This is a genomic window from Lysobacter avium (assembly GCF_015209745.1).
GTDB lineage: Bacteria > Pseudomonadota > Gammaproteobacteria > Xanthomonadales > Xanthomonadaceae > Novilysobacter > Novilysobacter avium.
The window spans coordinates 1,523,427-1,545,918 of sequence record NZ_CP063657.1 but is presented as its reverse complement, the minus strand read 5'-3'; the positions used below and the strand labels follow the sequence as shown (position 1 = coordinate 1,545,918).

General features: G+C 67.9%; 17 protein-coding genes and 1 pseudogene. 8 read left to right on the top strand and 10 right to left on the bottom strand.

All coding sequences use genetic code 11. The features are described 5' to 3' along the window. The first annotated feature begins 51 nt into the window (after positions 1–51). Positions 52–1,755: a serine hydrolase gene (locus tag INQ42_RS07010; RefSeq protein ID WP_194033649.1), complete on the top strand. Its 1,704-nt coding sequence runs from the start codon at positions 52–54 to the stop codon at positions 1,753–1,755. Between the two features lie 12 nt (positions 1,756–1,767). Here the strand turns inward: INQ42_RS07010 and INQ42_RS07005 are convergent, their stop codons facing one another. From INQ42_RS07005 to INQ42_RS06995, 3 genes are read right to left on the bottom strand one after another with little or no spacing between them, the layout of a single operon-like run. Then, positions 1,768–2,826 carry an ABC transporter ATP-binding protein gene (locus INQ42_RS07005; RefSeq protein ID WP_194033648.1) on the bottom strand — a complete coding sequence of 353 codons (1,059 nt, stop codon included), beginning with the start codon at positions 2,824–2,826 and terminating at the stop codon, positions 1,768–1,770. Beyond that, positions 2,816–4,468, bottom strand: coding sequence for an ABC transporter permease (locus INQ42_RS07000; RefSeq protein ID WP_228064303.1), 1,653 nt, complete (start codon positions 4,466–4,468; stop codon positions 2,816–2,818). The genes INQ42_RS07005 and INQ42_RS07000 overlap by 11 nt, the downstream gene beginning before the upstream one ends. Beyond that, positions 4,452–5,501, bottom strand: a complete 1,050-nt coding sequence (locus INQ42_RS06995) for an extracellular solute-binding protein (RefSeq protein ID WP_194033647.1) — start codon at positions 5,499–5,501, stop codon at positions 4,452–4,454. Before INQ42_RS06995 ends, INQ42_RS07000 begins: the two co-directional genes overlap by 17 nt. 138 nt (positions 5,502–5,639) lie before the next feature. On the opposite strand from INQ42_RS06995, the pseudogene INQ42_RS06990 reads away from it, so the two are divergent. Next, a pseudogene (locus tag INQ42_RS06990) lies at positions 5,640–6,625 on the top strand (LLM class flavin-dependent oxidoreductase). A 26-nt stretch (positions 6,626–6,651) separates the two neighbouring features. Here INQ42_RS06990 and INQ42_RS06985 read toward each other — a convergent pair. Beyond that, the gene (locus INQ42_RS06985) at positions 6,652–7,059 is read right to left on the bottom strand and encodes an FKBP-type peptidyl-prolyl cis-trans isomerase (protein WP_194035800.1); all 408 of its coding nucleotides are present in this window, start codon (positions 7,057–7,059) and stop codon (positions 6,652–6,654) included. Between the two features lie 203 nt (positions 7,060–7,262). Here INQ42_RS06985 and INQ42_RS06980 point away from each other — a divergent pair, with 203 nt between their 5' ends. Next, positions 7,263–8,120, top strand: coding sequence for a PA4780 family RIO1-like protein kinase (locus INQ42_RS06980; RefSeq protein WP_194033646.1), 858 nt, complete (start codon positions 7,263–7,265; stop codon positions 8,118–8,120). Between the two features lie 117 nt (positions 8,121–8,237). Next, complete coding sequence (locus INQ42_RS06975; protein ID WP_194033645.1) at positions 8,238–8,741, top strand: pyridoxamine 5'-phosphate oxidase family protein; 504 nt, start codon at positions 8,238–8,240, stop codon at positions 8,739–8,741. On the opposite strand, the gene INQ42_RS06970 is transcribed toward INQ42_RS06975, so the two are convergent. From INQ42_RS06970 to INQ42_RS06955, 4 genes are all read right to left on the bottom strand, one after another. Next, positions 8,738–9,910 (bottom strand): BaiN/RdsA family NAD(P)/FAD-dependent oxidoreductase, encoded by a 1,173-nt coding sequence (locus INQ42_RS06970; RefSeq protein WP_194035799.1) that lies wholly within the window; start codon positions 9,908–9,910, stop codon positions 8,738–8,740. The genes INQ42_RS06975 and INQ42_RS06970 overlap by 4 nt on opposite strands. Before the next feature lie 85 nt (positions 9,911–9,995). Then, complete coding sequence (locus INQ42_RS06965; protein ID WP_194033644.1) at positions 9,996–10,547, bottom strand: YaeQ family protein; 552 nt, start codon at positions 10,545–10,547, stop codon at positions 9,996–9,998. A 57-nt stretch (positions 10,548–10,604) separates the two neighbouring features. Beyond that, positions 10,605–11,645, bottom strand: coding sequence for a YeiH family protein (locus INQ42_RS06960; protein WP_194033643.1), 1,041 nt, complete (start codon positions 11,643–11,645; stop codon positions 10,605–10,607). Between the two features lie 120 nt (positions 11,646–11,765). Then, positions 11,766–12,323, bottom strand: coding sequence for a DUF4142 domain-containing protein (locus INQ42_RS06955; RefSeq protein ID WP_194033642.1), 558 nt, complete (start codon positions 12,321–12,323; stop codon positions 11,766–11,768). A 184-nt stretch (positions 12,324–12,507) separates the two neighbouring features. Between INQ42_RS06955 and INQ42_RS06950 the strand changes: the two genes are divergently transcribed. Further along, on the top strand, positions 12,508–13,419 hold the full coding sequence (locus INQ42_RS06950; protein WP_194033641.1) for a pseudouridine synthase: 912 nt from the start codon (positions 12,508–12,510) through the stop codon (positions 13,417–13,419). Here the strand turns inward: INQ42_RS06950 and INQ42_RS06945 are convergent. Both INQ42_RS06945 and INQ42_RS06940 read right to left on the bottom strand, forming a co-directional pair. Continuing rightward, positions 13,406–15,493: a DEAD/DEAH box helicase gene (locus INQ42_RS06945; RefSeq protein ID WP_194033640.1), complete on the bottom strand. Its 2,088-nt coding sequence runs from the start codon at positions 15,491–15,493 to the stop codon at positions 13,406–13,408. The two genes, INQ42_RS06950 and INQ42_RS06945, sit on opposite strands and share 14 nt — an antisense overlap. Before the next feature lie 170 nt (positions 15,494–15,663). After that, the gene (locus INQ42_RS06940) at positions 15,664–15,828 is read right to left on the bottom strand and encodes a hypothetical protein (protein WP_194033639.1); all 165 of its coding nucleotides are present in this window, start codon (positions 15,826–15,828) and stop codon (positions 15,664–15,666) included. Between the two features lie 140 nt (positions 15,829–15,968). Between INQ42_RS06940 and INQ42_RS06935 the strand changes: the two genes are divergently transcribed. The 3 genes from INQ42_RS06935 (at position 15,969) to INQ42_RS06925 (ending at position 22,439) form a co-directional block, all read left to right on the top strand. Further along, positions 15,969–17,540 carry a protein adenylyltransferase SelO gene (locus tag INQ42_RS06935; RefSeq protein WP_194033638.1) on the top strand — a complete coding sequence of 524 codons (1,572 nt, stop codon included), beginning with the start codon at positions 15,969–15,971 and terminating at the stop codon, positions 17,538–17,540. 262 nt (positions 17,541–17,802) lie between these two features. Next, complete coding sequence (locus INQ42_RS06930; protein WP_194033637.1) at positions 17,803–19,692, top strand: ATP-binding cassette domain-containing protein; 1,890 nt, start codon at positions 17,803–17,805, stop codon at positions 19,690–19,692. A gap of 104 nt (positions 19,693–19,796) precedes the next feature. Beyond that, positions 19,797–22,439 (top strand): excinuclease ABC subunit UvrA, encoded by a 2,643-nt coding sequence (locus INQ42_RS06925; RefSeq protein WP_194033636.1) that lies wholly within the window; start codon positions 19,797–19,799, stop codon positions 22,437–22,439. Positions 22,440–22,492 lie beyond the last annotated feature (53 nt).

The following is a 22,492-nucleotide window of genomic DNA, read 5'->3' as shown; positions in this document are numbered from 1 at the left end:
GCCGTGCTGGGGTATCTTCAGCCCTTCGGATTTGAGGGGACACGGACACAGATGCCTATCACCAACCGCAGCCGGCTTGGTACCGGAAAATGCCTCGCCCTTGCCGTCGCGCTGACCGCTGCACTTGCGCTGGTCCCCGCCGCACACGCGCAGGATGTCGCGACGGAGACGACGGCACCCGAAGCTAAGGCGCGCCCCGACCTCGCTGTTTTCGTCGACGCACCGGCGGGATTGCCCGCCCAGCTCGCCGACTTCGATGCCTACATCGAGGACATCCGCGAGCGCTTCGAGGTGCCGGCGATGGCGGTGGCGATCGTCAAGGACGGGCGCGTCGTATTGGAACGCGGCTACGGCACGCGCGATCTGGACAGCAAGGTCCCGGTGGACGAGCACACCCTGTTCGCCATCGCCTCCAATACGAAGGCGTTCACCGCCGCCTCGCTGTCGATGCTGGCCGACGAGGGCAAGCTGAAAATGGACGACCGCGTGGTCGACCACCTGCCGTGGTTCCGCATGTCGGACGCCTACGTCACCGGCGAGATGCGCATCCGCGACCTGCTCGCCCACCGCAGCGGGCTCGGCCTGGGCGCGGGGGACCTGCTGTACTGGCCGGGCTCCAGATACACCACCGAGGAAGTGGCGCGCCGGCTGAAGGATGTCCCGCTCAAGGGCGGCTTCCGCGACCGCTACGCCTACGACAACATCCTGTTCGGCGTCGCCCAGCTGGTGGTCGAGTCGGCCAGCGGCCAGCCATTCCGGGAGTTCCTGCAGAGCCGGATCTTCCGTCCGCTGGGCATGGACGACACCCGCTTCAACAGCGACTACCTGCAGCCAAGCGACAACGTCGCGACGGGCTACGCGCAGGCCGATTTCACCAGGCTGGTGGCGGCGCCGCGCGTGAGCTGGGGCAATGTCTCCGGCGCCGGCGGCATCTATTCCAGCGTCCACGACCTGACCCACTGGGTACGTGTGCAGCTCGATGGCGGGGTGATTTCCGGCGAAGGCGACAGTGCCCGGCGCCTGTTCAGCGAGAAGCGCCAGCGCGAGATGTGGTCGATGATCACCCCGATCCCGGTACCAAAGCCGTCGGTGCCGGCGCTGGCCGCCGCCACTCCCAACTACGCCGGCTACGGCGAAGGCTGGTCGCTGTCGGACTACCGCGGCAGCAAGCTGGTCTGGCACACCGGTGGCTGGCCGGGTTTCGTCTCCCGCATCACCCTGGTGCCCGAACACGATCTGGGCATCATCGTGCTGACCAGCGCCGAGCAGGGCGGGGCGTTCCAGGCGGCGACGATGCGCGTACTGGATGCGTACCTGGGCGGGTCGCGTACCGACTGGACCAGCGCCTATCTGTCGGCGCGCGGCAGTGCGCAGGAAAAGGCCGACAAGTCCTGGCAGGAGCATATCGCCAAGCGCGACCTGCGCTCCATTCCGTCTCTGCCGCTGAGTGGCTACGCGGCCACCTACCGCGACCCCTGGTATGGCGACATCATCATCGAACGAAGCGGCGAGAAGCTGCGGATCCGCTTCGACAAGACGCCCGACCTGGTCGGCACGCTCAGCCACTGGCAGCACGACACCTTCGTGGTGCGCTGGGACGAGCGCTGGCTCAACGCCGACGCCTTCCTGACGTTCGCGCTTGAGCCCGACGGGGCGGTGCGCGAGGCGCGCATGCAGGCGATCTCGCCGCTGACCGACTTCAGCTTCGACTTCCACGACCTGCGGCTGGTGCCGCTCAAGCCGGACGCGGAGTAGCGTGCCGATTCGCTAGGGCGTGCCGGCCGGGGCCTCCGGCTCGAACACGACCACGTGCTCCAGGTCGAGGCGGATGCCGATGTCCTGCCCGACCGCGTGGTCGTGGTGGGATGGCACCAGCGCCTGCACCTGCTCGCCGTCATCCACCTGCAGGGTGTAGAGGAAATCGGCGCCGCGGAAATGGCGCCGCACGATCCGCGCCTGCATCGGGGCGTCGTCGTCGTGGATGACGTCATCGGGGCGCAGCAGCATCTGCACCTGTGAGCCGGGCGCGCTGAGCAGCCGGTGGTCGGACGTGAGTACGCCAAACCCGGTTCCGACGTGCATGTCATCCACCACGCGCGCCGGCAGCAGCACGCCTTCGCCGACGAAGCCGGCCACGAACGGGTTGGCCGGGCGGTGATAAAGATCGTAGGCGGTGGTCCACTGCTGCAGGCGGCCTTCGCCGATCACGCCGACCAGGTCGGCCATGGCAAAGGCCTCCGCCTGCGAGTGGGTGACCATCAGGGCGCCGATCCCGGTCGCCTTCAGCGCGGCGCGGACCTGGATCGCCAGACGTTCGCGCAGCTCGGGATCGAGGCTGGAAAACGGCTCGTCCAGCAGCACCATGCGTGGCTCCGGCGCCAGCGCCCGGGCCAGGGCGACACGTTGCTGCTGGCCCCCGGACAGCTGGTGCGGTGGGCGTCTGGCGTAATCGGCCAGACCCACCAGGTCGAGCATCGCTTCCGCGCGCGATTTCGCCTTCGCACGCGGCCAGCGGAACAGGCCGAAGCGGACGTTGTCGATCACGCTGAGGTGGGGCAACAGGGCGTGATCCTGGAACACCATGCCCATCTGGCGTTTTTCCGGCGCCAGGTGCACGCCGTTGCCGACCAGCACTTCGCCGTCGGCGCGGATGCAGCCGGCGGCAAGCGGCTCGAACCCGGCGACCGCACGCAGCAACGTGGTCTTGCCCGCGCCCGAGGGCCCGATCAGGCAACCGATCTGGCCGTCGGCCAGCTCCAGGCTGGCTCCGGAAAGCACCACGCGGCCGTCGTAGCCGACCGCGGCATTGTCGATCTCAAGCCGCATCGCGTCCTCGACGGGTCAGGGCAATCACGGGAATCAGCCCCGCCAGCGCGATGGCCAGCGAGGGCAGGGCGGCGCGGGCGTACTCGCCTTCATTGGTCAGCTCGAACACGCGGGTGGCCAGGGTGTCCCAGCCGAACGGGCGCATCATGAGGGTGATCGGCATTTCCTTCATCGTGTCGACCAGCACCAGCAGGCCGGCGGTGGCGAAGCTGCCGCGCAGCAGCGGCCAGTGCACGACGCGCAACTGGCGGGCGCCGGTGACGCCCATGCTGCGGCTGGCCTCCAGCAACCGGGGCCGGACCCGCAACAGCCCGCCAGCAACCGGCGCATGCGCCACCGCGAGGAAGCGGATGCCGTAGGCCACCAGCAACAGCACGAGCCCACCTTCCAGCGGGACGTCCCAGCCCCGGGTCTCGGCGAGCCAGGTGGAGAAGCGGGCGACCGGCACGTACAAGCCGATGGCCAGCAGTGCGCCGGGAAGTCCGTAGCCCAGGGTGGAGATGCGGGTGGCAGTGGTGGTGAGCATGCCGGGTTGCTCGCGCGCGGCCAGGGCGATGACGAAGGCCGCTGCGGTGGTCAGCGCCGCGGCCATGGCCGACAACGACAGCGCGTTGCGCAGGCTCGCGAAATAGCGCGGATCCAGGTCGTCCAGATGCGCCAACGCCTGCCAGCCGAGCTGCGAGAGCGGCAAGCCGAGCGCGACGACCAACACCAACGCGCACAGGGTGGTTGCCCACCAACCCCTGCGTCCCGTCTGCAGACGTGGCGCCTTGGCGTGACCGACGGAGACAAATGACTGGCGTCGCCGCGACGCGGTTTCCAGGCCGACCAGCACCAGCACCGCGACGAGCAGAACCGCGGCGATCTGCAGGGCCGTATCGGTCGAGAACAACGCAAACCACGCTTTGTAGATCGCGGTGGTGAACGTGTCGTAATTGAACGCGGACACCGCGCCGAAGTCGGCCAGGGTCTCCATCATCACCAGCAGCGTGCCGCCGGCGATCCACGGCCGTGCCATGGGCAGGCTGGCGCGGAAAAAAGCGCGCCACGGACCCATTCCCAGCGCGCGCGCCGCCTCCAGTGCGCGTGCGCCCTGGCTGGCAAACGCCTCGCGGGCGACCAGGTACACGTACGGGTACAGCGCCAGCGTCATGACCGCGATCAGGCCGGCGCGCGAGCGGATATCCGGCAGTTGCCATGCGGCGTGCTCACGCAGCCAGGCGGTGAACGGCGCGCCGTAGTCGAACAGACCGATGAAGGCGACCGCGAGCACGTAGCCGGGCATCGCCAACGGCAACACCAGCAGCCAGGCAAACCAGCGCCGGCCGGGGAATTCGCACAGCGCCACCAGCGCCGCCAGCGCAGTACCCAGGATCGCGCTTCCCGCGCCCACACCCAGCAGCAGCCACGCGGTATTGCCGGCGACCTGCGGCAGTACGTACTGCCACAGGTGCTGCAGCGTCTCGCTCTCAGGTCGCGCGAGCGCCGCCAGGGTCGCCCCCAGCGGTATCAGGCTGGGGAGCGTCAGCGCGACCGCGAGCCACGTCCATCCGCGCGGAACCGGCAGCGCACGCGCGTGGCGCGCGCCGCCGGACGCTGCCGCTGCCGGTGAAGCGGTGAACGGCTCAGCGATAGCCGGCACGGTCCATGAGCTTGACGGCGTCGGCCTGCATCGCCCCGGCCTGGGAGACGTTGATCAGGTCCTGGCGGTAATCGCCCCAGGCCTTGATCAGCGGATCGGTGGCAATCTTCGGGTTGGCGGGATATTCCAGGTTTTCGCCGGCGAACAGCTCCTGCGCGTCACCGTCGGAAAGCCACTCGATGAACTCGCGTGCCGCCTGCGGATGCGGTGCATGGCGGGTGACGCCTGCGCCCGATACGTTGACGTGCACGCCGCGCTCGCCCTCGGCCTGGTTGGGCCAGAAAACGGTGACCGGCAGCGCCTCGTCCTTGCGCAACGCGCGACCCAGGTAATAGGTGTTGCTGATGCCCACGGCGCAGCGGCCGGCAGCGATCGCGTCGATCACCTCGTTGTCGCTGGCCATCGGTGGCGCCGCCAGATTGGCCACCCAGCCGCGCACGACCTCTTCGGTCTTCTCCGCGCCCAGGCTGGCCATCATCGTGGCGATCAGGCTCTGGTTGTAGACCGAGTTGCTGGTGCGCAGGCACAGCTTGCCCTTCCATTTCGGGTCGGCGAGGTCTTCATACGTCGACAGCGTGTCCGCGGGGGCCTCGGCCGGATCGTGGATGATCGTGCGTGCGCGCACCGAGAGGCCGAACCAGCGGTTCTCCGGGTCGCGCAGGTTTTCCGGGATGTTGTCGCGCAGGCGCTGGGAGTCCACCGGCTGCAGCAGGTCCATGTTGGTGGCCTGCCACAGGTTGCCGGCGTCCACGGTGATGAACACGTCCGCCTTGCTGCGGCTGCCTTCGGCCTTGAGCCTCTCCATCAGGGGCGGCGCCTTGTCGGTCAGGTAGGTGATCTTGACTCCGGTCTCCTCGGTGTAACGGTCGAACAGGGGCTTGAGCAGCTGCTCGTTGCGCGAGGTATAGACCACCAGTTCGGTCGCGGCATCGCTGGACGGGGCGTCGGTGCCGGCATCGCTGGAAGGCGGTTTGTCGGCGGAGCAGGCGGCAAGCGCGGCCAGGATGACAGCGGTCAGGGGGAGCAGTCGCACGGAGGCACCTCGGCTGGGTACAAATGAGAATCGCTATTATCTACGAACCGGCGGCGGAAGTATCGGCAGGCAGGTTGGCAAAACCGTCACGGCGGCCCCATGTAAAGGGCACTGGACCATCCCCCGCGAGTGTTCCCCATGATTCCCTATTCCCTGCTCGACCTTGCCCCCGTCACCGAGGGCAGCGATATCCCCAAGCGTTTGCCAACACGCTGGATCTGGCGCGCAACGCCGAGCGCCTGGGCTACCAGCGCTTCTGGCTGGCCGAACACCACAACATGCCCGGCATCGCCAGCGCGGCGACCGCGGTCCTGATTGGCTATGTCGCCGGCGGCACCTCGACGATCCGCGTCGGCGCCGGCGGCATCATGCTGCCCAACCACTCACCGCTTCAGGTGGCGGAGCAGTTCGGCACCCTGGCGTCGTTGTACCCGGACCGAATCGACCTTGGCCTGGGCCGAGCGCCCGGAACCGACCAGGCGACCGTGCGCGCGCTGCGGCGCTACCACGAGGGCGCCGACGCGTTCCCGCACGACGTCGCCGAGCTGCTCGGCTTCTTCCGTCCGGCCAAACCCGGCCAACCGGTGCGCGCCGTGCCCGGTGCCGGGATCCAGGTCCCGGTCTGGCTGCTGGGCTCCAGCCTGTTCAGTGCGCGGCTGTCGGCGGCGATGGGCCTGCCGTTCGCATTCGCATCGCATTTTGCGCCCGACGCGATGGACGACGCGCTGGCCCTGTACCACGGCGAGTTCACGCCGTCGGCGCGCCTGGACAAGCCGCACGCGATGCTGGCGCTGAATGTGGTCGCCGCCGAGACCGACGCCGAGGCGCGACGCCTGTTCACCACCCAGCAGCAGGCGTTCGCGAAGCTGCGCCGGGGCGACATCGGCCTGGTGCCGCCGCCGATCGACGACATCGACGCGTGGTGGACACCGCAGGAGAAGGAAGGCGTGGGCCGTGCGCTGGCCTGCGCGGTGGTCGGTGATATCGACACTGTGCGCAAAGGCATCGCCGCCTTCATCGAACGTCACCGGCCCGATGAGCTGCTGCTCACCGCGAACATCTTCGACCACGCGGCGAGGGTGCGCTCGTTCGAGATTGCCGCCGAAGCGATGGCGAAGAACTGACGCTCGATCCGCGGCCGGGCGCCGGCTCAGTGCTTCTTGCTGACGTCCATCAGTTCGACCTCGAACACCAGCGAGGCGTCCGGCGGAATCACGCCGCCGGCGCCCCGGCTCCCGTAGCCCAGCGCGGCGGGTATCAGCAGCACGCGCTTGCCGCCGACCCGCATGCCGGCGACGCCGTCATCCCAGCCGCGGATCACCCGGCCGGCGCCCAGCACGAACTCGATCGGCGTGCCGCGCTCGCGCGAGCTGTCGAATTGCGCGCCTCGGTTTTCCGGCGCGTCCTGGTCGTACACCCAGCCGGTGTAGTGGACGCTGACCTCATCGCCCGCGGCCGCCACCGCGCCGGTGCCGTCGACCAGATCGATGCGCTGCAGTTCGGCCACGCTGCCGTTGGGCGGCGCAGGCGGAGTGGATGGCGAGCATCCGGCCAGCATGGTGCCGGCGAGGGCGAGAGCCAGCAGAAAAGTGGATGCGGCGCGCGCGGGTTTGCGGGTCGAAAAGGACTTCAAGGTAACGGCTTCGCTGGCGGCTTCGGGAGGCCAACGATACCGCCCATCGGGGACGCGTTCAGCGCGATCCGGGCCAGATCGCGGCCAATCGACCATACTGGCCGGCCGTCCAAGGCCGAACGTCAAACATGAAGACCCCCGCCGGCTTGCAGCCGTTGATCGATGAAGGCGTGATCGATGAAGTGCTGCGCCCGCTCAAGAGCGGCAAGGAAGCAGACGTTTACGTGGTCCGTTCCGGTGACGAGATCCTGTGCGCCAAGGTCTACAAGGACATGGCCCAGCGCAGCTTCCAGCAGCGCGTGCAGTACCAGGAAGGACGCAAGGTCCGCGGCAGCCGCGAGCAGCGCGCGATCACCAAGGCGAGCAAGTTCGGCCGCAAGGAGCAGGAGGCCGCCTGGAAGAACACCGAGGTCGACGCGCTGTATCGCCTGGCCGATGCCGGGGTGCGGGTTCCTGCACCGCGCGGCTATTACAACGGCGTGCTGGTGATGGAGCTGGTCACCGACGCCGAGGGCCATTCCGCCGCGCGCCTGGGCGAGGTCGAGCTGACCGCCGCGCAGGCCCGCGAATACCACGCCTTCCTGGTGCGCCAGGTCGTGCTGATGCTGTGCATCGACCTGATCCACGGCGATCTGTCCGAGTACAACGTGCTGGTCGGGCCGGACGGTCCGGTAGTGATCGATTTTCCGCAGGTGGTCAGCGCATCGGGCAACAACGCCGCGCGCAAGATGCTTCAGCGTGACGTCAACAACCTCACCCTCAGCCTTGGACGGATTGCACCGGAACTGTTGTCGACCCACTACGCCGAAGAGATGTGGGCGTTGTACGAGAAGGGCGAGCTGCGGCCCGACAGCGTGCTCACCGGCGAGTTCGCGTTCGACGAGTCCAGCGCGGACCTGGACAGCATCCAGCTGGCCATCCGTGACGCGCGCGAGGAAGCGCTGATCCGCCAGCAGGGACGCGAGGCGGCGGCCGAGGAGTACTGACTTCGGCTTGACTGGTCGCGCGGCGTTGTTGCCGGGCACCACCATTCACCGGGTCTTTTCGCCACATGCGATTGGATGGCTGCCTTGCCGCCGCTTGAGCGGCCTCCGGAGTCTTCCATGAGCACACCCAGCATTGACCGCGCCGCCCACATCAAGCACCTGGCCGAACTGATCCACGACGTGGACGTGGCGATGATGACCACCATCGCCCGCGACGGCCGCCTGGTCAGTCGACCGCTGGGCACGCAGGAGGTCGAGTTCGATGGGGACCTCTGGTTTGCCACCGGCCGGAACAGCGACAAGGTTGCCGAGATCACCGCCAATCCGCAGGTCAACGTCTCCTACGCGTCCACCAGCAAGAACAGCTATCTGTCCGTGGCGGGGCGCGCGTCGATTGTGAGCGACCGGGCCAAGATCGAGGAGTTGTGGTCGCCAGCGATGAAGCTGTTTTTCCCGGGCGGCAAGGACGATCCCGACCTGTGCCTGATCCGGGTCGAAGTGGACAGCGCCGAATACTGGGACGGTCCGGGCAGCATTTTTGGCAAGGCGCTCTACATCGCCCTGACGGCAGTCACCAACGATCCGGCCAGCCTGTCGGAGAACGAGCGCTTCGAGCTCTAGACCGCGCTGCCGGCGGCGTGGCCCGACGCCCACGCCCACTGGAAGTTGTAGCCGCCCAGCCAGCCGGTCACGTCCAGCACCTCGCCGATGAAATACAGCCCCGGCACGTGGCGGGACTCCATCGTAGTCGATGACACACCATGGGTATCGACGCCGCCCAGGGTCACCTCGGCGGTGCGGTAGCCCTCCGTGCCGCTGGCCACCAGCGGCAAACGGTGCAGCACGGCGGCCACTTCCTGCAGCTCCGGAGGGTTGAACTGGCGTATGGGCCGGGCGGGCTGCAGATGGCCCAGCCACGTCTCGCACAGGCGCTGGGCAAAACGCTTGGGAAAGAGCTCGGCCAGCAACGTTTTCAACTCGGCCGCGGGCCGCGCGCGCTGCATGTGCTGCAGGGTGGTCAGAGCATCGGTATCGGGCAGCAGGTCGAGCTGCAGGTCCTCGCAGGGCTGCCAGTACGACGAGACCTGGAGGATCGCCGGGCCACTGATGCCACGGTGCGTGACCAGCAGGAAATTGCTGAAGGACTGACCGCCGGCGGTGGCGGTAACACGCAGCGAGACGCCGCTCAGATCGGCCAGGCGCTCCTGGTGCTTGCCGCTGAGGGTCAGCGGAACGAGGCCGGCGCGCAGTGGAAGGACGGCGTGGCCGAACTGCTTGGCCACTTCGTAGCCGAAACCGCTGGCACCCATGCTGGGAATGGACAGTCCGCCACTGGCGACCACCAGCGCCGGCGCGCGGAATTGAGTCAGGCTCGTGTCGACCACGAACCCGTCGTGCGCACTCTCCGGGACGTCGTCGGGCGCGCGGAGTCGCTCGATTTTGCGGACGCTGCAACCCGTCTGCACCTGCACGCCCGCCGCGCTGCACTCGTCCAGCAGCATCTTCACGATCAGCTTGGAGGACTCGTCGCAGAACAGCTGGCCGAGCTCCTTCTCGTGCCAGGCGACGCGATGGCTGTCGACCATGTCGAGGAAATGCCACGGCGTATAGCGGGCGAGGGCGGACTTGCAGAAGTGCGGGTTGGCCGACAGAAAGTTGGCCGGACTGGTACCGGTATTGGTGAAATTGCAGCGACCGCCGCCTGACATCAGGATCTTCTTGCCGACCCGGTTGGCATGCTCGACCACCACGACGCGCTTGCCACGCCGGCCGGCGGTGATCGCGCACATCAGGCCGGCCGCGCCGCCGCCGACCACGATCACGTCTACTTCGCGGACGCCCGCAGGACCACTGGAATCAGGCGCCGCCACCGGTTCAGTCGGTGCTGGGCGCCATGCGCACGGTGGGGCGCAGCGATGTGCTGCCGCGATCGCCCATCAGCTGCAGTTCGCCGTCCTGGATCAGCACGTTCAGACGCATGCCGCGCTCGCCGATCGCCGGCAACGCATCGACCACGTGGCTGGGGATGTCGAGAACGGTGAGGTTCTTCAGGCGCGACACGGAACTGGCGATCTTGTCCCACCAGATATCCGAGGCGTTGCCGCCGTAGTTCACCACCACGACCTGTTCGGCCTTGGCGCAGGACTTCTTGATCCGCGACTCGTCGGGATGGCCCAGGTCGATCCACAGGCCGATGTCGCCGACGTAATCGCGCTGCCATAGATCCGGCTCATCCTCGTTGCTGATCCCGCGGCCGAACTCCAGCCGCTCGTCGGCATACAGTGCGAAGGCGAGCAGGCGCACCATCAGGCGCGCATCGGTTTCGGACGGATGCTGGGCCAGCGTCAGCGTATGGGTGGCGTAGTAATGCCGGTCCATGTCGCTGATCTGCAGCTCGGCTTTGACGACGGTGGAATTGGCTGCCATGACGGACTCGCGGAAGGTAGCCCGCCATTCTATGCGGTGCGGCCTCGCGGTGCCGGTTTAAACCTGTCCGGTGGCGAACTGGACCGCCAAGCTGGAAACCGCCACCGCGATCCACACGCCCAGCCCCAGCGCGATCGGCTTGAAGCCGGTGCCCGCCATCCGCCGCAGGTCGGCCGACAGGCCGATGGCGGTCAGCGCCATGATGATCAGGAAATTGGCGGCGACATGGATGGCAGGCTGCACCGCTTCGGGGATCAGCCCGAGCGTGCGCGCGGCAGAGGCGACCACGAACCACAGGATGAACCACGGGACGATGGCCGACAGCCGGAAATCGCTGGCGCCACTTTTCTTGTGTTTCCACGCCTCGATCGCGGCCAGGATCAGGCACATCGGGATGATAAGAGTCGCCCGGGTGAGCTTGACGATGGTCGCGTGGTCGCCGGCCTCCTTGCCATAGCTGTAGCCGGCGGCCACGACCGATGAGGTGTCGTTGATCGCGGTGCCGGCCCACAGGCCGAATCCCTGCTGGCTGAGGTCCATCAGGTGGCCCAGCGCCGGGAACACCAGCACCGCCACCAGGTTGAAAAGAAAGATCGTGGAGATCGCGAAGGCGGTGTCGTGCTCGTCGGCCTTGATGATCGGCGTGACGGCGGCAATGGCGGAGCCGCCGCAGATCGCGGTTCCCGCGCCGATCAGCAGCTTCAGTTTCGACGGGATGTTGAGCAGCTTGCCCAACACCAGGGCCGACGTGAACGCCGCAACGATCGTCACGGCGGTGATGGTGAGCGACTCCATCCCCGTCCTTGCCACCTGGGTCAGGCTGAGGCCGAACCCGAGCGCGATGATCGACCATTGCAGGATCTTCTTGCCGGCGAAGCGGATGCCCGGCTGGCACGTATCCGGAGGAGCGGCCGTGTTGCGGATGAGCACGCCGAGCACGATCCCGAATACGGGCCCGCCCACCAACGGCAGCCAGCGGCCGAGCAGCAACGCCACCAGGGCGACCACCGTCGCCAGCGCCAGGCCTGGCAGGAGCGAGGTGGGGGCGGCATCGGGCGTGGGAGAGGCCCCAGGGGAGTGCGTCGGAGTGGTGGACATCAATCGTGGGGCCCAGGAACCGGACGCACAGGATAGACGTCCACCCGGCAACCGGCGAGCCGCAACGCGACTACACGATTGGCGGACTGGATCCGCGGCCGCTGCGCCGGCGCAGCCGGCTCACTTGTCTCGCAAGGCCATCGCCGCTTTCATGTGTTCATCGTAGTTGTCGCGGGTGCGTTCAAGATGCTTGCGGATCGCGTCGTTGTCTGTTGCCTCCAGGCGCTCACCGATCCACTCCAGGGCTTGCTCGTGGGTCTCGATGACCGCATCCAGATATCCGCGCTGGTAAGCGTCCGGGTCGAGTTCGGCCAAGGCCTTGAGGCGCTTTTCCTCCTCAACGCGCTGGTTGCGGACGGCGGGCGTGTCGTTCACGTCCAGAGCTTCGGCGTCCCCCAGGGCGCGGGTCTGGGTCATATTCCGCCGGTGGTGCATGGAAATCTGCTCGGCCAGGTCGGCCACCCCTTGGTCCAGCTGCTCGTGCTGCCGTGCCTGCTCGGCCATCGCCACGGCCTGTTGGTCAAATGCAATCAGCTGGGCAACGGTTTCCCCCGGGGCCACGGTGGTGTCCGCGGTACTGGCTGTAGTCGTGCGGTCCGGCGGCATGGGCGCGCGCGTGCAGGCCGCGAATGCGAAAACAGTCAAAGCGACGATGACAAGGGATGCGCTCCTGGACATGTCATTCCTCCCGGGTTCGTGGCGCGCCGCATGAGTCGCAAGGCCCGCGGCCCGTCCATGGATGAATGGCCCCGCAACGACCAAGCTAGGCCAAGCGCGGCAATGCCGCGTGAAGGCGAGGTGATGGTGGGAACTTCTTGCGGCGTGGTCTGTCCCGCCGCCCGGCCTCCCGTACGCTTGCGGGATGAAACCCCGACCCGCCCCAATCGATGGCGTACCCGCCAGCCGTGTGCAGCTGCCGGAGGGATCGTCCTCGTCCGCGGTCGACGCGTTGCGTGCACGGTTTCCCCGGATTGATGAGGCTACGTGGCGCAGCCGGTTCGCGCAGGGCCGGGTGCTGGATGACGCGGGGCTCCCGCTTGCCGCGCACGCAAGGGTCACCGCAGGGATGACGCTGTACTACTACCGCGAGGTGGTGGACGAGCTGGCCATACCGTTCACCGAACAGGTCCTGCATGAAGATGCCGACCTGCTGGTGGTGGACAAGCCGCACTTCCTGCCGGTGATGCCAGCGGGCGCGTACGTGCGCGAGAGCCTGCTGTTCCGGCTGCAGCAAACCCTGAAAAACGCGGATATCGTCCCGTTGCACCGCATCGATCGGGGTACCGCCGGGCTGGTGATGTTCTCAGTCAATCCGGCGACCCGGGACGCCTATCAGGGGCTGTTTCGGGACCGGGCAATCCGCAAACACTACGAGGCGCTGGCGCCGGCGCTACCCAACACCCGGTTTCCCCTGGTCCGCCGCAGCCGCCTGGAGCGCGGCGAGCCGTTCTTCCGCATGCGCGAAGTACCCGGCGAGGCCAACAGCGAAAGCCGGATCGACGTGCTCGACCGCGATGGCGACGTCTGGCGCTACGCGCTTGAACCGGTCACCGGCAAAAAGCACCAGTTACGGGTGCACATGGCGACGCTGGGCGCGCCGATCATCAACGACGCCTTCTATCCGGACCTGCAGGAGCAGGCAGCCGACAGGTACTCGTTCCCGCTCAAGCTGCTGGCGCGGTCGCTGGCGTTCATGGACCCGCTGACCGGGGATGCGCGGGAGTTCCGGAGCGCGCTGGCCCTGGAACTCCCGAAGCCGATCAGCGCGGCTTGAACGGCTTGCGCGGCGCGAAATTGCCCGGTTTGCCACCGGCTGGCTTGCCGGCATGCGGTCCACGTGGGCCGGACGGTCGGGCCTGCGGCGGACGCGGCGAGTTGGGTCGGGCGGCGCGCCCGCCGGTGTTGTCGCGCTCGTCCGCGTGGCGGATGCGCAAGGCCTGGCCGGCCACATAGACCCGCTTGAGGTGTTCCATCAACTCGTGCGGCATGCCTTCGGGCAGGTCGACCAGGCTGTAGTCGTCGCGAATGTCGATCCGGCCGATGTAGCGGCTTTCCAGGTCGGCCTCGTTCGCGATCGCGCCGACGATGTTGCCCGGCTGCACGCCGTGCTCATGCCCGACTTCGATGCGGAACGTCTCCATGCCGATCTCGTCGGTGCGCGGTGCGTTGCGCTGCGGCGGCGCCGAAGGCGCGCTGCGTGCCGGCTGCGACGGCGCTGCCGGTGCGGCGTCGTCGAACATGGCTTCTGCGGCGTTGGCGCCACTCGGGCGCGCGGGTGGCTGCGGGGCTGAGCGTGGCGGCTTGGGGCGGCCCTCCTCGAACGTACGCGGATGCTGCGACGCCGGCGCGGAGTGGCGCTCGTCGAAGCTCCGCGGTGCGACGTCGCGCTCGGGACGCTGCTGGCGGGGCGGCCGCGGCGGCTGGCCGCGGTGACCGACGTCGCGCGGGCTGGCTCCACGCGGGTCCGGGCGCGGCTCGTATTTGGCCCGCGGCGGTGGAGGCGCCAACAGCAGCGGGTGATCGCCCTGGAACAGCTTGGCCAGTGCGGCGGCGATTTCCACCGCAGGCACGTTCTGCTCGCGCTCGTAGCGCTCGATCAGCTCGCGGAACAGGCCCAGGTCGTTGTCGGCCAGGGTGTCGGTGATGCGGTCGAGGAACTTGGAGACGCGCTGCTCGTTCACCGTCTCGATGGAGGGCAGCTCCATCTGCTGGATCGGCTGGCGCGTGGCGCGCTCGATGGCGCGCAGCATGCCGCGCTCGCGCGGGGCTACGAACAGGATCGCCTCGCCCTTGCGCCCGGCGCGCCCGGTGCGGCCGATGCGGTGGACATAGCTCTCGGTGTCGTACGGGATGTCGTAGTTGAGCACGTGGCTGATGCGGTCCACGTCCAGCCCGCGGGCGGCGACGTCGGTCGCGACCAGCACGTCGATCTTGCCGTCCTTGAGGTTCTGGATGGTCTTCTCGCGCTGCGCCTGCTGAACGTCGCCGTTGATGGCCGCGGCGGCAATGCCGCGGGCGGCGAGTTTGGAGGCGAGCTCATCGGTGCCCAGCTTGGTGCGGGCGAACACGATCATCGCGTCGAACGGCTCGGCCTCCAGGATCCGGGTCAGCGCGTCGAGCTTCTGCACGCCGCTGACGGCCCAGTAACGCTGACGGATGTTGTCGGCCGTGCTGGTCTTGTTCTTGATCGCGATCTCGACCGGCTCTTTCAGGTAGGTCTGGGCGATGCGCCGGATCTGCACCGGCATGGTGGCCGAGAACAGCGCGACCTGGCGGGTTTCCGGCGTCTTCTTGAGGACCTTCTCGACGTCGTCGATGAAGCCCATGCGCAGCATCTCGTCGGCCTCGTCCAGCACCAGGAATCGCAGCGCGGAGATGTCCAGCGAGCCGCGGTCCAGGTGGTCGATGACGCGACCCGGCGTGCCGACGATGACCTGCACGCCGCGCTTGAGCGCCTGCAGCTGCGGGTAGTAGCTCTGGCCGCCGTAGATCGGCAGCACGTGGAAGCCCTTCATGTGCGAGGCGTAGCTCTGGAACGCCTCGGCGACCTGGATCGCCAGTTCGCGGGTCGGTGCCAGCACCAACGCCTGCGGGGTCTTCTGCGCAGGATCGATGCGCGCCAGGATTGGCAGCGCGAATGCCGCCGTCTTGCCGGTGCCGGTCTGCGCCTGGCCGATGACGTCGCGGCCCTGCATCAGCGGCGGGATGGTGGCGGCCTGGATCGGCGAGGGCGACTCGTAACCCAGCGCGCTGATGGCCTGCCGCAGTGTCTCGGGCAGGGCCAGGCCATCGAAGTTCAACGGAGTGTCGGGGGGGGAATCGGGGGTAGCGGGCGTTTCGGCGCTCATCGCAGTTCTCGGCAGCGCCGGCTGGGCCGGTCGGGTAGACCGCACAGTTTAACGTCCGCAGCCCGTCGGCGCGACGCGAATTGTGATCCGGCGCGGTCCGGGTCAGCTGCCGCTAAGCAGGTGACGCCGAACAAACGCACTCCAGCGGGCACGGAACCGCTTTCCGAGCTTCAGCCCTGCTGGGTCGAGGGCGCTCCAGCTCCGTCATCTGCGCCGGGCTCATCGCCGTCGTCGTCCGGCTTGTCGGCCTGCTTGCGCGAGAGCTTTTCTTCTTTCTTTTTCTTCTTGGCGATTTCTCGCTGACGCTTTTCAAACGAATAATTCGGCTTCGCCATCGGCATTTTTCCTTCGGTGTGTTCGCACCAGTCTAGGACATGCGCTCCGTGCGCACCGGGGCGGCGACGGGAACGTCGCAGACAAGCGCTTAGGATGGGAAGGCCCGTGCCAACCGGCGGGTCCAATGCGGTGAAAATTGATGCTTGATCTTAATTTCGACAACGCGTTCGTGCGCGACCTTCCCGGCGATCCGGATCCCTCGGCCGGCGTGCGCCAGGTCGAGGGCGCAGCATGGTCGGCGGTGCAGCCCACACCGGTTCCCGCACCGCGCGTGCTGGCGTACTCGGCGGAAATGCTCGCGCGCCTGGGGCTGACTGAGGCTTCGGCCGATACACAGCGGTTCGCGGACGTGTTCAGCGGCAATGCCCTGCTCGCCGGCATGCAGCCGTACGCGGCCAATTACGGTGGCCACCAGTTCGGGGTGTGGGCCGGGCAGTTGGGCGACGGCCGCGCCATCAGCCTGGGCGAAGTCGTGACGGAAGCGGGCGAGCGCTGGGAGCTGCAGCTCAAGGGCGCCGGACCGACGCCGTATTCGCGTAGCGCGGATGGGCGGGCGGTGCTGCGTTCCTCGATCCGCGAGTTCCTGTGCAGCGAGGCGATGCACCATCTGGGCGTGCCGACTACCCGAGCGTTGTGCCTGATCGGCACCGGCGAGCAGGTTGTCCGCGACATGTTCTACGACGGCCGCGCCGCGCCGGAGCCCGGCGCGATCGTCTGCCGCGTGGCGCCGTCCTTCCTGCGCTTCGGCAGTTTCGAGCTGCCTGCATCGCGTGGCGACACCGTCCTGCTGCGGCAGCTGGTCGATTTCTGCATCCGCCGTGACTTCCCCGAGCTGGACTGCGAGGGGGAAGCCTTCCACGCAGCGTGGTTCGCCGAGATCTGCCGACGTAGCGCGGTCATGGTGGCGCACTGGATGCGTGTGGGTTTCGTGCACGGCGTGCTGAACACCGACAACATGTCGATCCTTGGCCTGACCATCGATTACGGCCCCTACGGATGGATCGACAACTTCGATCCAGGCTGGACCCCCAACACCACCGACGCGCGGCGCAAGCGCTACCGCTTTGGCCAGCAGCCCGCCGTGGCGTACTGGAACCTGGGGCGACTGGCCGGCGCGCTGGCGCCCTTGTTCGGCGACCCCGCACCGTTGCAGGCGGGGCTGCAGGCCTACGTGGATGCCTACAACGCCGCTGATCGCGACAACACGGTGCGCAAGCTCGGTCTGGCCGCTTACCGCGAGGGCGACAGCGCGTTGATGCAGGCCTTGCAGGAGCTGCTGGTTGAGGCCGAGGTCGACATGACACTGTTCTTCCGCGCGCTGTCGGACCACGACCCGGATGCACTCGACGGGGCGATGGACAGCCCAGCATTTATCCACGCGTTCTACGACGCGGACAAGCGCGTCGCGTCAGCGGCCGCATTCCGGGACTGGATGAAGCTCTATCAGGTGCGCCTGGCGGCCGACGGACTGGATCCGGAGCAACGCCGGCGGATCATGCGTGCCGCCAATCCGCGCTATGTGCTGCGCAACTACCTGGCCCAGCAGGCGATCGATCGGGCCACCCGTGGCGACATGGACGGAATCACCGAGCTGCTGGAGGTAATGCGCCGGCCGTACGAGGATCAACCCGGCCGGGAGCCATTCGCCGCCCGCAGGCCGGATTGGGCCCGCGACAAGGCGGGCTGCTCGATGCTCTCGTGCAGTTCCTGAGGCGCCGGTCCCGCGGCATCAACCGGACAGCTGCGATCAGGCCGGAGTGAAGGCTTTCCCGGCTTTCTTGTCGCGCTTCTCCGCCTTCTTCTCTTTCATCGTCTTGGACGGCTTTTTCTTCTCGTCCTTCTTCTGGTCCATGCCCTTTGCCATGTCGATCTCCGGTAGCGCCGCTGAGTGGGCAGACGGACCTTTGCGGTCCGCACCGCCCAGTATGCGCGATTCCCTGCTACCGGATTCGCGGGCCGCGTAGAATAGCGGCATGTCATTGATCACCCTGAATAGCGTCGACTACAGCGTCGGCGGCCCGCTCCTGCTCGAGAACGTCGAGCTGTCCATTGAACCCGGCGAGCGCATCGCCCTGATCGGCCGCAACGGCGCCGGCAAGTCCACCCTCATGCGCCTGATGGCGGGCGATATCCAGCCCGACGACGGCGAGATCCGCCGTGCCAGCGGTCGCCGTATCGCGCGCTTGGAACAGGAGGTCCCGCCCGACGCTGGCGGTACCGTGTTCAACGTGGTCGCCAGCGGCATGGGCGAGCTGGGTTCCTGGCTGGCCGAGTACCACCGGATCAGCCACGCCGACGTGTTCGACGGTGATGCGCTGTCCGACGTGCAGGCCAAGATCGAAGCGGCCGACGGCTGGGGCGCCGACCAGAAGGTCGTGGAGACCCTGGACCGCCTGGGCCTGGACGGCGACGCCGAGTTTTCCGGCCTGTCCGGCGGCATGAAGCGCCGTGTGTTGTTGGCCCGATCGCTGGTCTCGGCGCCCGACCTGCTGCTGCTGGACGAGCCGACCAACCATCTGGACATCGAGGCGATCGACTGGCTTGAGGACTTCCTCAAAAATTCGTGGAAAGGCGCGCTGCTGTTCGTGACCCATGACCGGCGGTTCCTGCGCGCGCTGGCGACCCGGATCGTGGAGATCGACCGCGGCCAGGTCACCAGCTGGCCCGGCGACTGGGCCAACTACGAGCGTCGCCGCGAAGAGCGGCTCAATGCCGAAGCGCAGGAGAATGCACGCTTCGACAAGATGCTGGTGCAGGAAGAGATCTGGATCCGTCAGGGCATCAAGGCGCGGCGGACCCGCGATGAAGGCCGTGTGCGCCGGCTCGAGGCCATGCGGTCCGAGCGCGCGAAGCGCCGCGATGCGGTCGGCAACGTGCGCATGGACCTGGCCCAGGCCGAGTCCTCGGGCAAGAAGGTCATCGAAGCCAAGTCGGTGTTCTTCGATTTCGGCGGCAAGCCGCTGTTGAAGGACGTCTCCACGACGATCTTCCGCGGCGACCGCATCGGCCTGATCGGCCCCAACGGCAGCGGCAAGACCACGCTGCTGAAGGTCTTGCTGGGCGAACTGCAGCCCCTTTCCGGCGAGGTCCGCTCCGGCAGCAACCTGCAGATCGCCTACTTCGACCAGTACCGGGCGACGCTGCGCGAGGACTGGAACGCACTGGAGAACGTCTCCGAAGGCCGCGAGTTCGTCGAGGTCGGCGGCAAGCAGAAACACGTGATCGGCTACCTGCAGGACTTCCTGTTCACACCGGAGCGTGCGCGCGCGCCCATCACCCGCCTGTCGGGCGGTGAGCGCAACCGCCTGCTGCTGGCCAAGCTGTTCGCCCAACCGTCCAACCTGCTGGTGATGGACGAGCCCACCAACGATCTGGACGTGGAGACGCTGGAGCTGCTGGAGGAGATCCTCGGCGACTATCCCGGCACGCTGCTGCTGGTCAGCCATGACCGTGACTTCATCGACAACGTCGTGACCTCCACCCTGGTGATGGAAGGCGATGGCAAGGTCGGCGAGTACGTGGGCGGCTACAGCGACTGGGTTCGCCAGCGTCCGGCGGAGCGGGTGGAGACGGCGGCAAAATCCGCCTCGATGCCGGTCTCCCCGATCGCCGCCGCCGCAACGACGCCGAGCAAGCCCAAGCGCAAGCTGGCCTACAAGGAAGCCCGCGAGCTGGAGGCCTTGCCGGGCGTGATCGAGGGCCTGGACGCGCGCATTGCGGAGATGACCACACAGATGAATGACCCGGCTTTCTACCAGCGCGACGCCGATGCGATCGCTGCCCACAATGTGGCGATGGCGCAACTGCACGTGCAGCTGGAGCAGGCATTCGCGCGCTGGGCGGAGCTGGAAGGCGAGGACTGACCGGCCCGCTGCGGCGGCTGCAGGCAAGTCCGCAGCGGCGGAGTTCACGACGCGGTCAACTGGCCTTCGCCATCCTCGCCAGTCGATCCGAATCGGGCCACGCGATGTCGAGTCACCCTGTCAGCGCAAACCGTACACGCAAGCCGCCACGCCTGGGCACGCCCACGTCCGGCGATGACGACGGTTTCGTCCGGGTGCGCGGCGCCCGCGAGCACAACCTGCAGGACATCGATGTCGACATCCCGCGCGACGCGCTGGTGGTGTTCACCGGAGTGTCCGGCTCGGGCAAGTCCTCGCTGGCGTTCGGCACCCTCTACGCCGAGGCCCAGCGGCGTTACCTGGACTCGGTCGCGCCCTATGCGCGCAGGCTGATCGACCAGGCCGGCGTGCCGGACGTGGACGCCATCAATGGCCTGCCACCGGCGGTCGCATTGCAGCAGCAGCGTGGCTCCCCGAGCACGCGTTCCTCGGTGGGCAGCGTCACCACGGTGTCCAACTCGCTGCGCATGCTCTATTCCCGCGCCGGCGACTATCCGCCCGGGCAGCCGATCATCTATGCAGACGGGTTTTCGCCCAACACGCCTCAGGGCGCGTGTCCGCGCTGCCACGGGCTGGGCAGCGTGCATGAGGTCAGCGAACGCTCGATGGTCCCTGACGACACCCTGACCATCCGCGAGCGCGCGATCGCCGCCTGGCCGCCGGCGTGGCACGGCCAGAACCAGCGCGACATCCTGGTCACGCTGGGCTACGACATCGACATTCCCTGGCGGGAACTGCCGCAGGAGCAGCGCGACTGGATCCTGTTTACAGACGAGCAGCCGGTGGTGCCGGTGTACCGCGACCTGAGCCCTGCAGAGACCCGCGAGGCGATCGAGCGCGGCGACAACCCCAGCTACAAGGGCACGTTTACCAGCGCGCAGCGCTACGTGCTGCACACGTTCGCGACCACCCGGAGCGCGATGATCAAGAAGCGTGTTGCGCGCTATATGGTCAGTGCGATGTGCCCGCTGTGCGAGGGCAAGCGCCTGCGTCGCGAGGCGCTGTTGGTCACGTTTGCCGGGCTGGATATCGGCGAGTTGTCGCGGCTGCCGCTGAAGGAACTCGCTGTGCTGCTGGAGCCGGTCGCGCACGGCGCGGCTGCAGATTCGCCGCAAGCGCATGAACATCCGGAGCAGGCGATCGTCGCGCAGCGCATTGCCGCCGACCTGCTGGCTCGGATCGAGGTCATCGCCGCGCTGGGCCTGGGCTACCTGACCCTGGAGCGCACCACGCCCACGCTGTCACCGGGCGAGCTGCAGCGGTTGCGGCTGGCCACGCAGATCCGCTCCAATCTGTTTGGGGTCGTGTATGTGCTTGACGAGCCGTCAGCAGGGCTGCATCCGGCCGATACGCAGGCGCTGCTGGCGGCGCTGGATCAGCTCAAAGGCGCCGGCAACTCACTGTTCGTGGTCGAGCACGAAACCGACGTGATCCGCCGCGCCGACTGGGTGGTCGATGTCGGCCCGGCGGCGGGCGAGCAGGGCGGGCGGGTGGTCTACAGCGGTCCGCTGGACGGGCTGGCCAGGGTCAGCGAGTCGCAGACCGCGCGCTACCTGTTCCCATCCCCTGGCGCGGGTGATGAGGGTGCGTCCAGCGACGAGCGGGGCGGGCCGATCGGTCAGGCGGGACGTAAGCCGCGCGTTCCCACCGACTGGTTGCGGCTGGAGGGCGTCAGCCGCAACAACCTCGACAACCTGGCCGTTGCTTTTCCGCTGGGCGTGTTCACCACGGTCACCGGGGTATCCGGTTCGGGCAAGTCCAGCCTGGTCAGCCAGGCGCTGGTCGAGTTGCTGTCCGAGCACCTCGGTAAACCGGCCGGGAGCGACAGTGATGAGGACGACCCGCTGGAGCCGGCGCCGGTGACCCGCGGCGGCCGGATCGTTGCCGGACTCGACGCGGTCAAGCGGCTGGTGGTGGTTGACCAGAAGCCGATCGGCCGCACGCCCCGCTCCAACCTGGCGACCTACACCGGACTGTTCGACCAGGTCCGCAAGCTGTTCGCCGCCACGCCGGAAGCGCGCGCCAGGGGTTACGACGCGGGCCGGTTCTCGTTCAACGTCGCCAAGGGCCGCTGCCCGACCTGCGAGGGCGAGGGCTTCGTCAGCGTGGAGCTGCTGTTCATGCCCAGCGTCTATGCCCCGTGCCCCCAGTGCCACGGCGCGCGCTACAACGCCGAGACGCTGGAGATCACCTGGAGCGGCCTGACCATCGCCGGAGTGTTGGCGCTCACGGTGGATGCGGCGGCCGGCTTCTTTGCCGACGCCCCGGCAGTGTTGCGCCCGCTGGAGGTGCTGCGCGAGGTCGGGCTGGGCTATCTGCGGCTGGGCCAGCCGGCCACGGAACTGTCAGGCGGCGAGGCCCAGCGCATCAAGCTGGCCAGCGAACTGCAGCGTGCGCAGCGGCGCGGCACGGTCTACCTGCTCGACGAGCCCACTACCGGGCTGCATCCGGCGGACGTGGACGTGCTGATGCGCCAGCTGGACGGGCTGGTGGAAGCGGGCAACACCGTCATCGTGGTCGAGCACGACATGCGCGTGGCGGCAGCCAGCGACTGGATCATCGATATCGGACCGGGTGCCGGCGACGAGGGTGGGCGAGTGGTGGTGCAGGGGACGCCGCGGGAGGTGACGCGCTCGGCGGCAAGCCGGACGGCGCCATTCCTGCTCGATGGGATCCAGGGATCGACAGTCCCGGATCGTCAGGACTGACGCACCCGCCCGCGCGTTATGGCATGCGGTGCCGAGGTGCCGATCGGGAAACA

Excerpts from the sequence above, each read along its gene's own strand:
- INQ42_RS06955 (WP_194033642.1), bottom strand. The coding sequence starts at position 12,323 with ATGTCCAGGAGCGCATCCCTTGTCATCGTCGCTTTGACTGTTTTCGCA.
- INQ42_RS06930 (WP_194033637.1), top strand. The coding sequence starts at position 17,803 with ATGTCATTGATCACCCTGAATAGCGTCGACTACAGCGTCGGCGGCCCG.
- INQ42_RS06960 (WP_194033643.1), bottom strand. The coding sequence starts at position 11,645 with ATGTCCACCACTCCGACGCACTCCCCTGGGGCCTCTCCCACGCCCGAT.
- INQ42_RS06980 (WP_194033646.1), top strand. The coding sequence starts at position 7,263 with ATGAAGACCCCCGCCGGCTTGCAGCCGTTGATCGATGAAGGCGTGATC.
- INQ42_RS06965 (WP_194033644.1), bottom strand. The coding sequence starts at position 10,547 with ATGGCAGCCAATTCCACCGTCGTCAAAGCCGAGCTGCAGATCAGCGAC.
- INQ42_RS06945 (WP_194033640.1), bottom strand. The coding sequence starts at position 15,493 with ATGAGCGCCGAAACGCCCGCTACCCCCGATTCCCCCCCCGACACTCCG.
- INQ42_RS06935 (WP_194033638.1), top strand. The coding sequence starts at position 15,969 with ATGCTTGATCTTAATTTCGACAACGCGTTCGTGCGCGACCTTCCCGGC.
- INQ42_RS06970 (WP_194035799.1), bottom strand. The coding sequence starts at position 9,910 with ATGTGCGCGATCACCGCCGGCCGGCGTGGCAAGCGCGTCGTGGTGGTC.
- INQ42_RS06940 (WP_194033639.1), bottom strand. The coding sequence starts at position 15,828 with ATGGCGAAGCCGAATTATTCGTTTGAAAAGCGTCAGCGAGAAATCGCC.
- INQ42_RS06950 (WP_194033641.1), top strand. The coding sequence starts at position 12,508 with ATGAAACCCCGACCCGCCCCAATCGATGGCGTACCCGCCAGCCGTGTG.
- INQ42_RS06925 (WP_194033636.1), top strand. The coding sequence starts at position 19,797 with ATGTCGAGTCACCCTGTCAGCGCAAACCGTACACGCAAGCCGCCACGC.
- INQ42_RS07005 (WP_194033648.1), bottom strand. The coding sequence starts at position 2,826 with ATGCGGCTTGAGATCGACAATGCCGCGGTCGGCTACGACGGCCGCGTG.
- INQ42_RS07010 (WP_194033649.1), top strand. The coding sequence starts at position 52 with ATGCCTATCACCAACCGCAGCCGGCTTGGTACCGGAAAATGCCTCGCC.
- INQ42_RS06985 (WP_194035800.1), bottom strand. The coding sequence starts at position 7,059 with ATGCTGGCCGGATGCTCGCCATCCACTCCGCCTGCGCCGCCCAACGGC.
- INQ42_RS06975 (WP_194033645.1), top strand. The coding sequence starts at position 8,238 with ATGAGCACACCCAGCATTGACCGCGCCGCCCACATCAAGCACCTGGCC.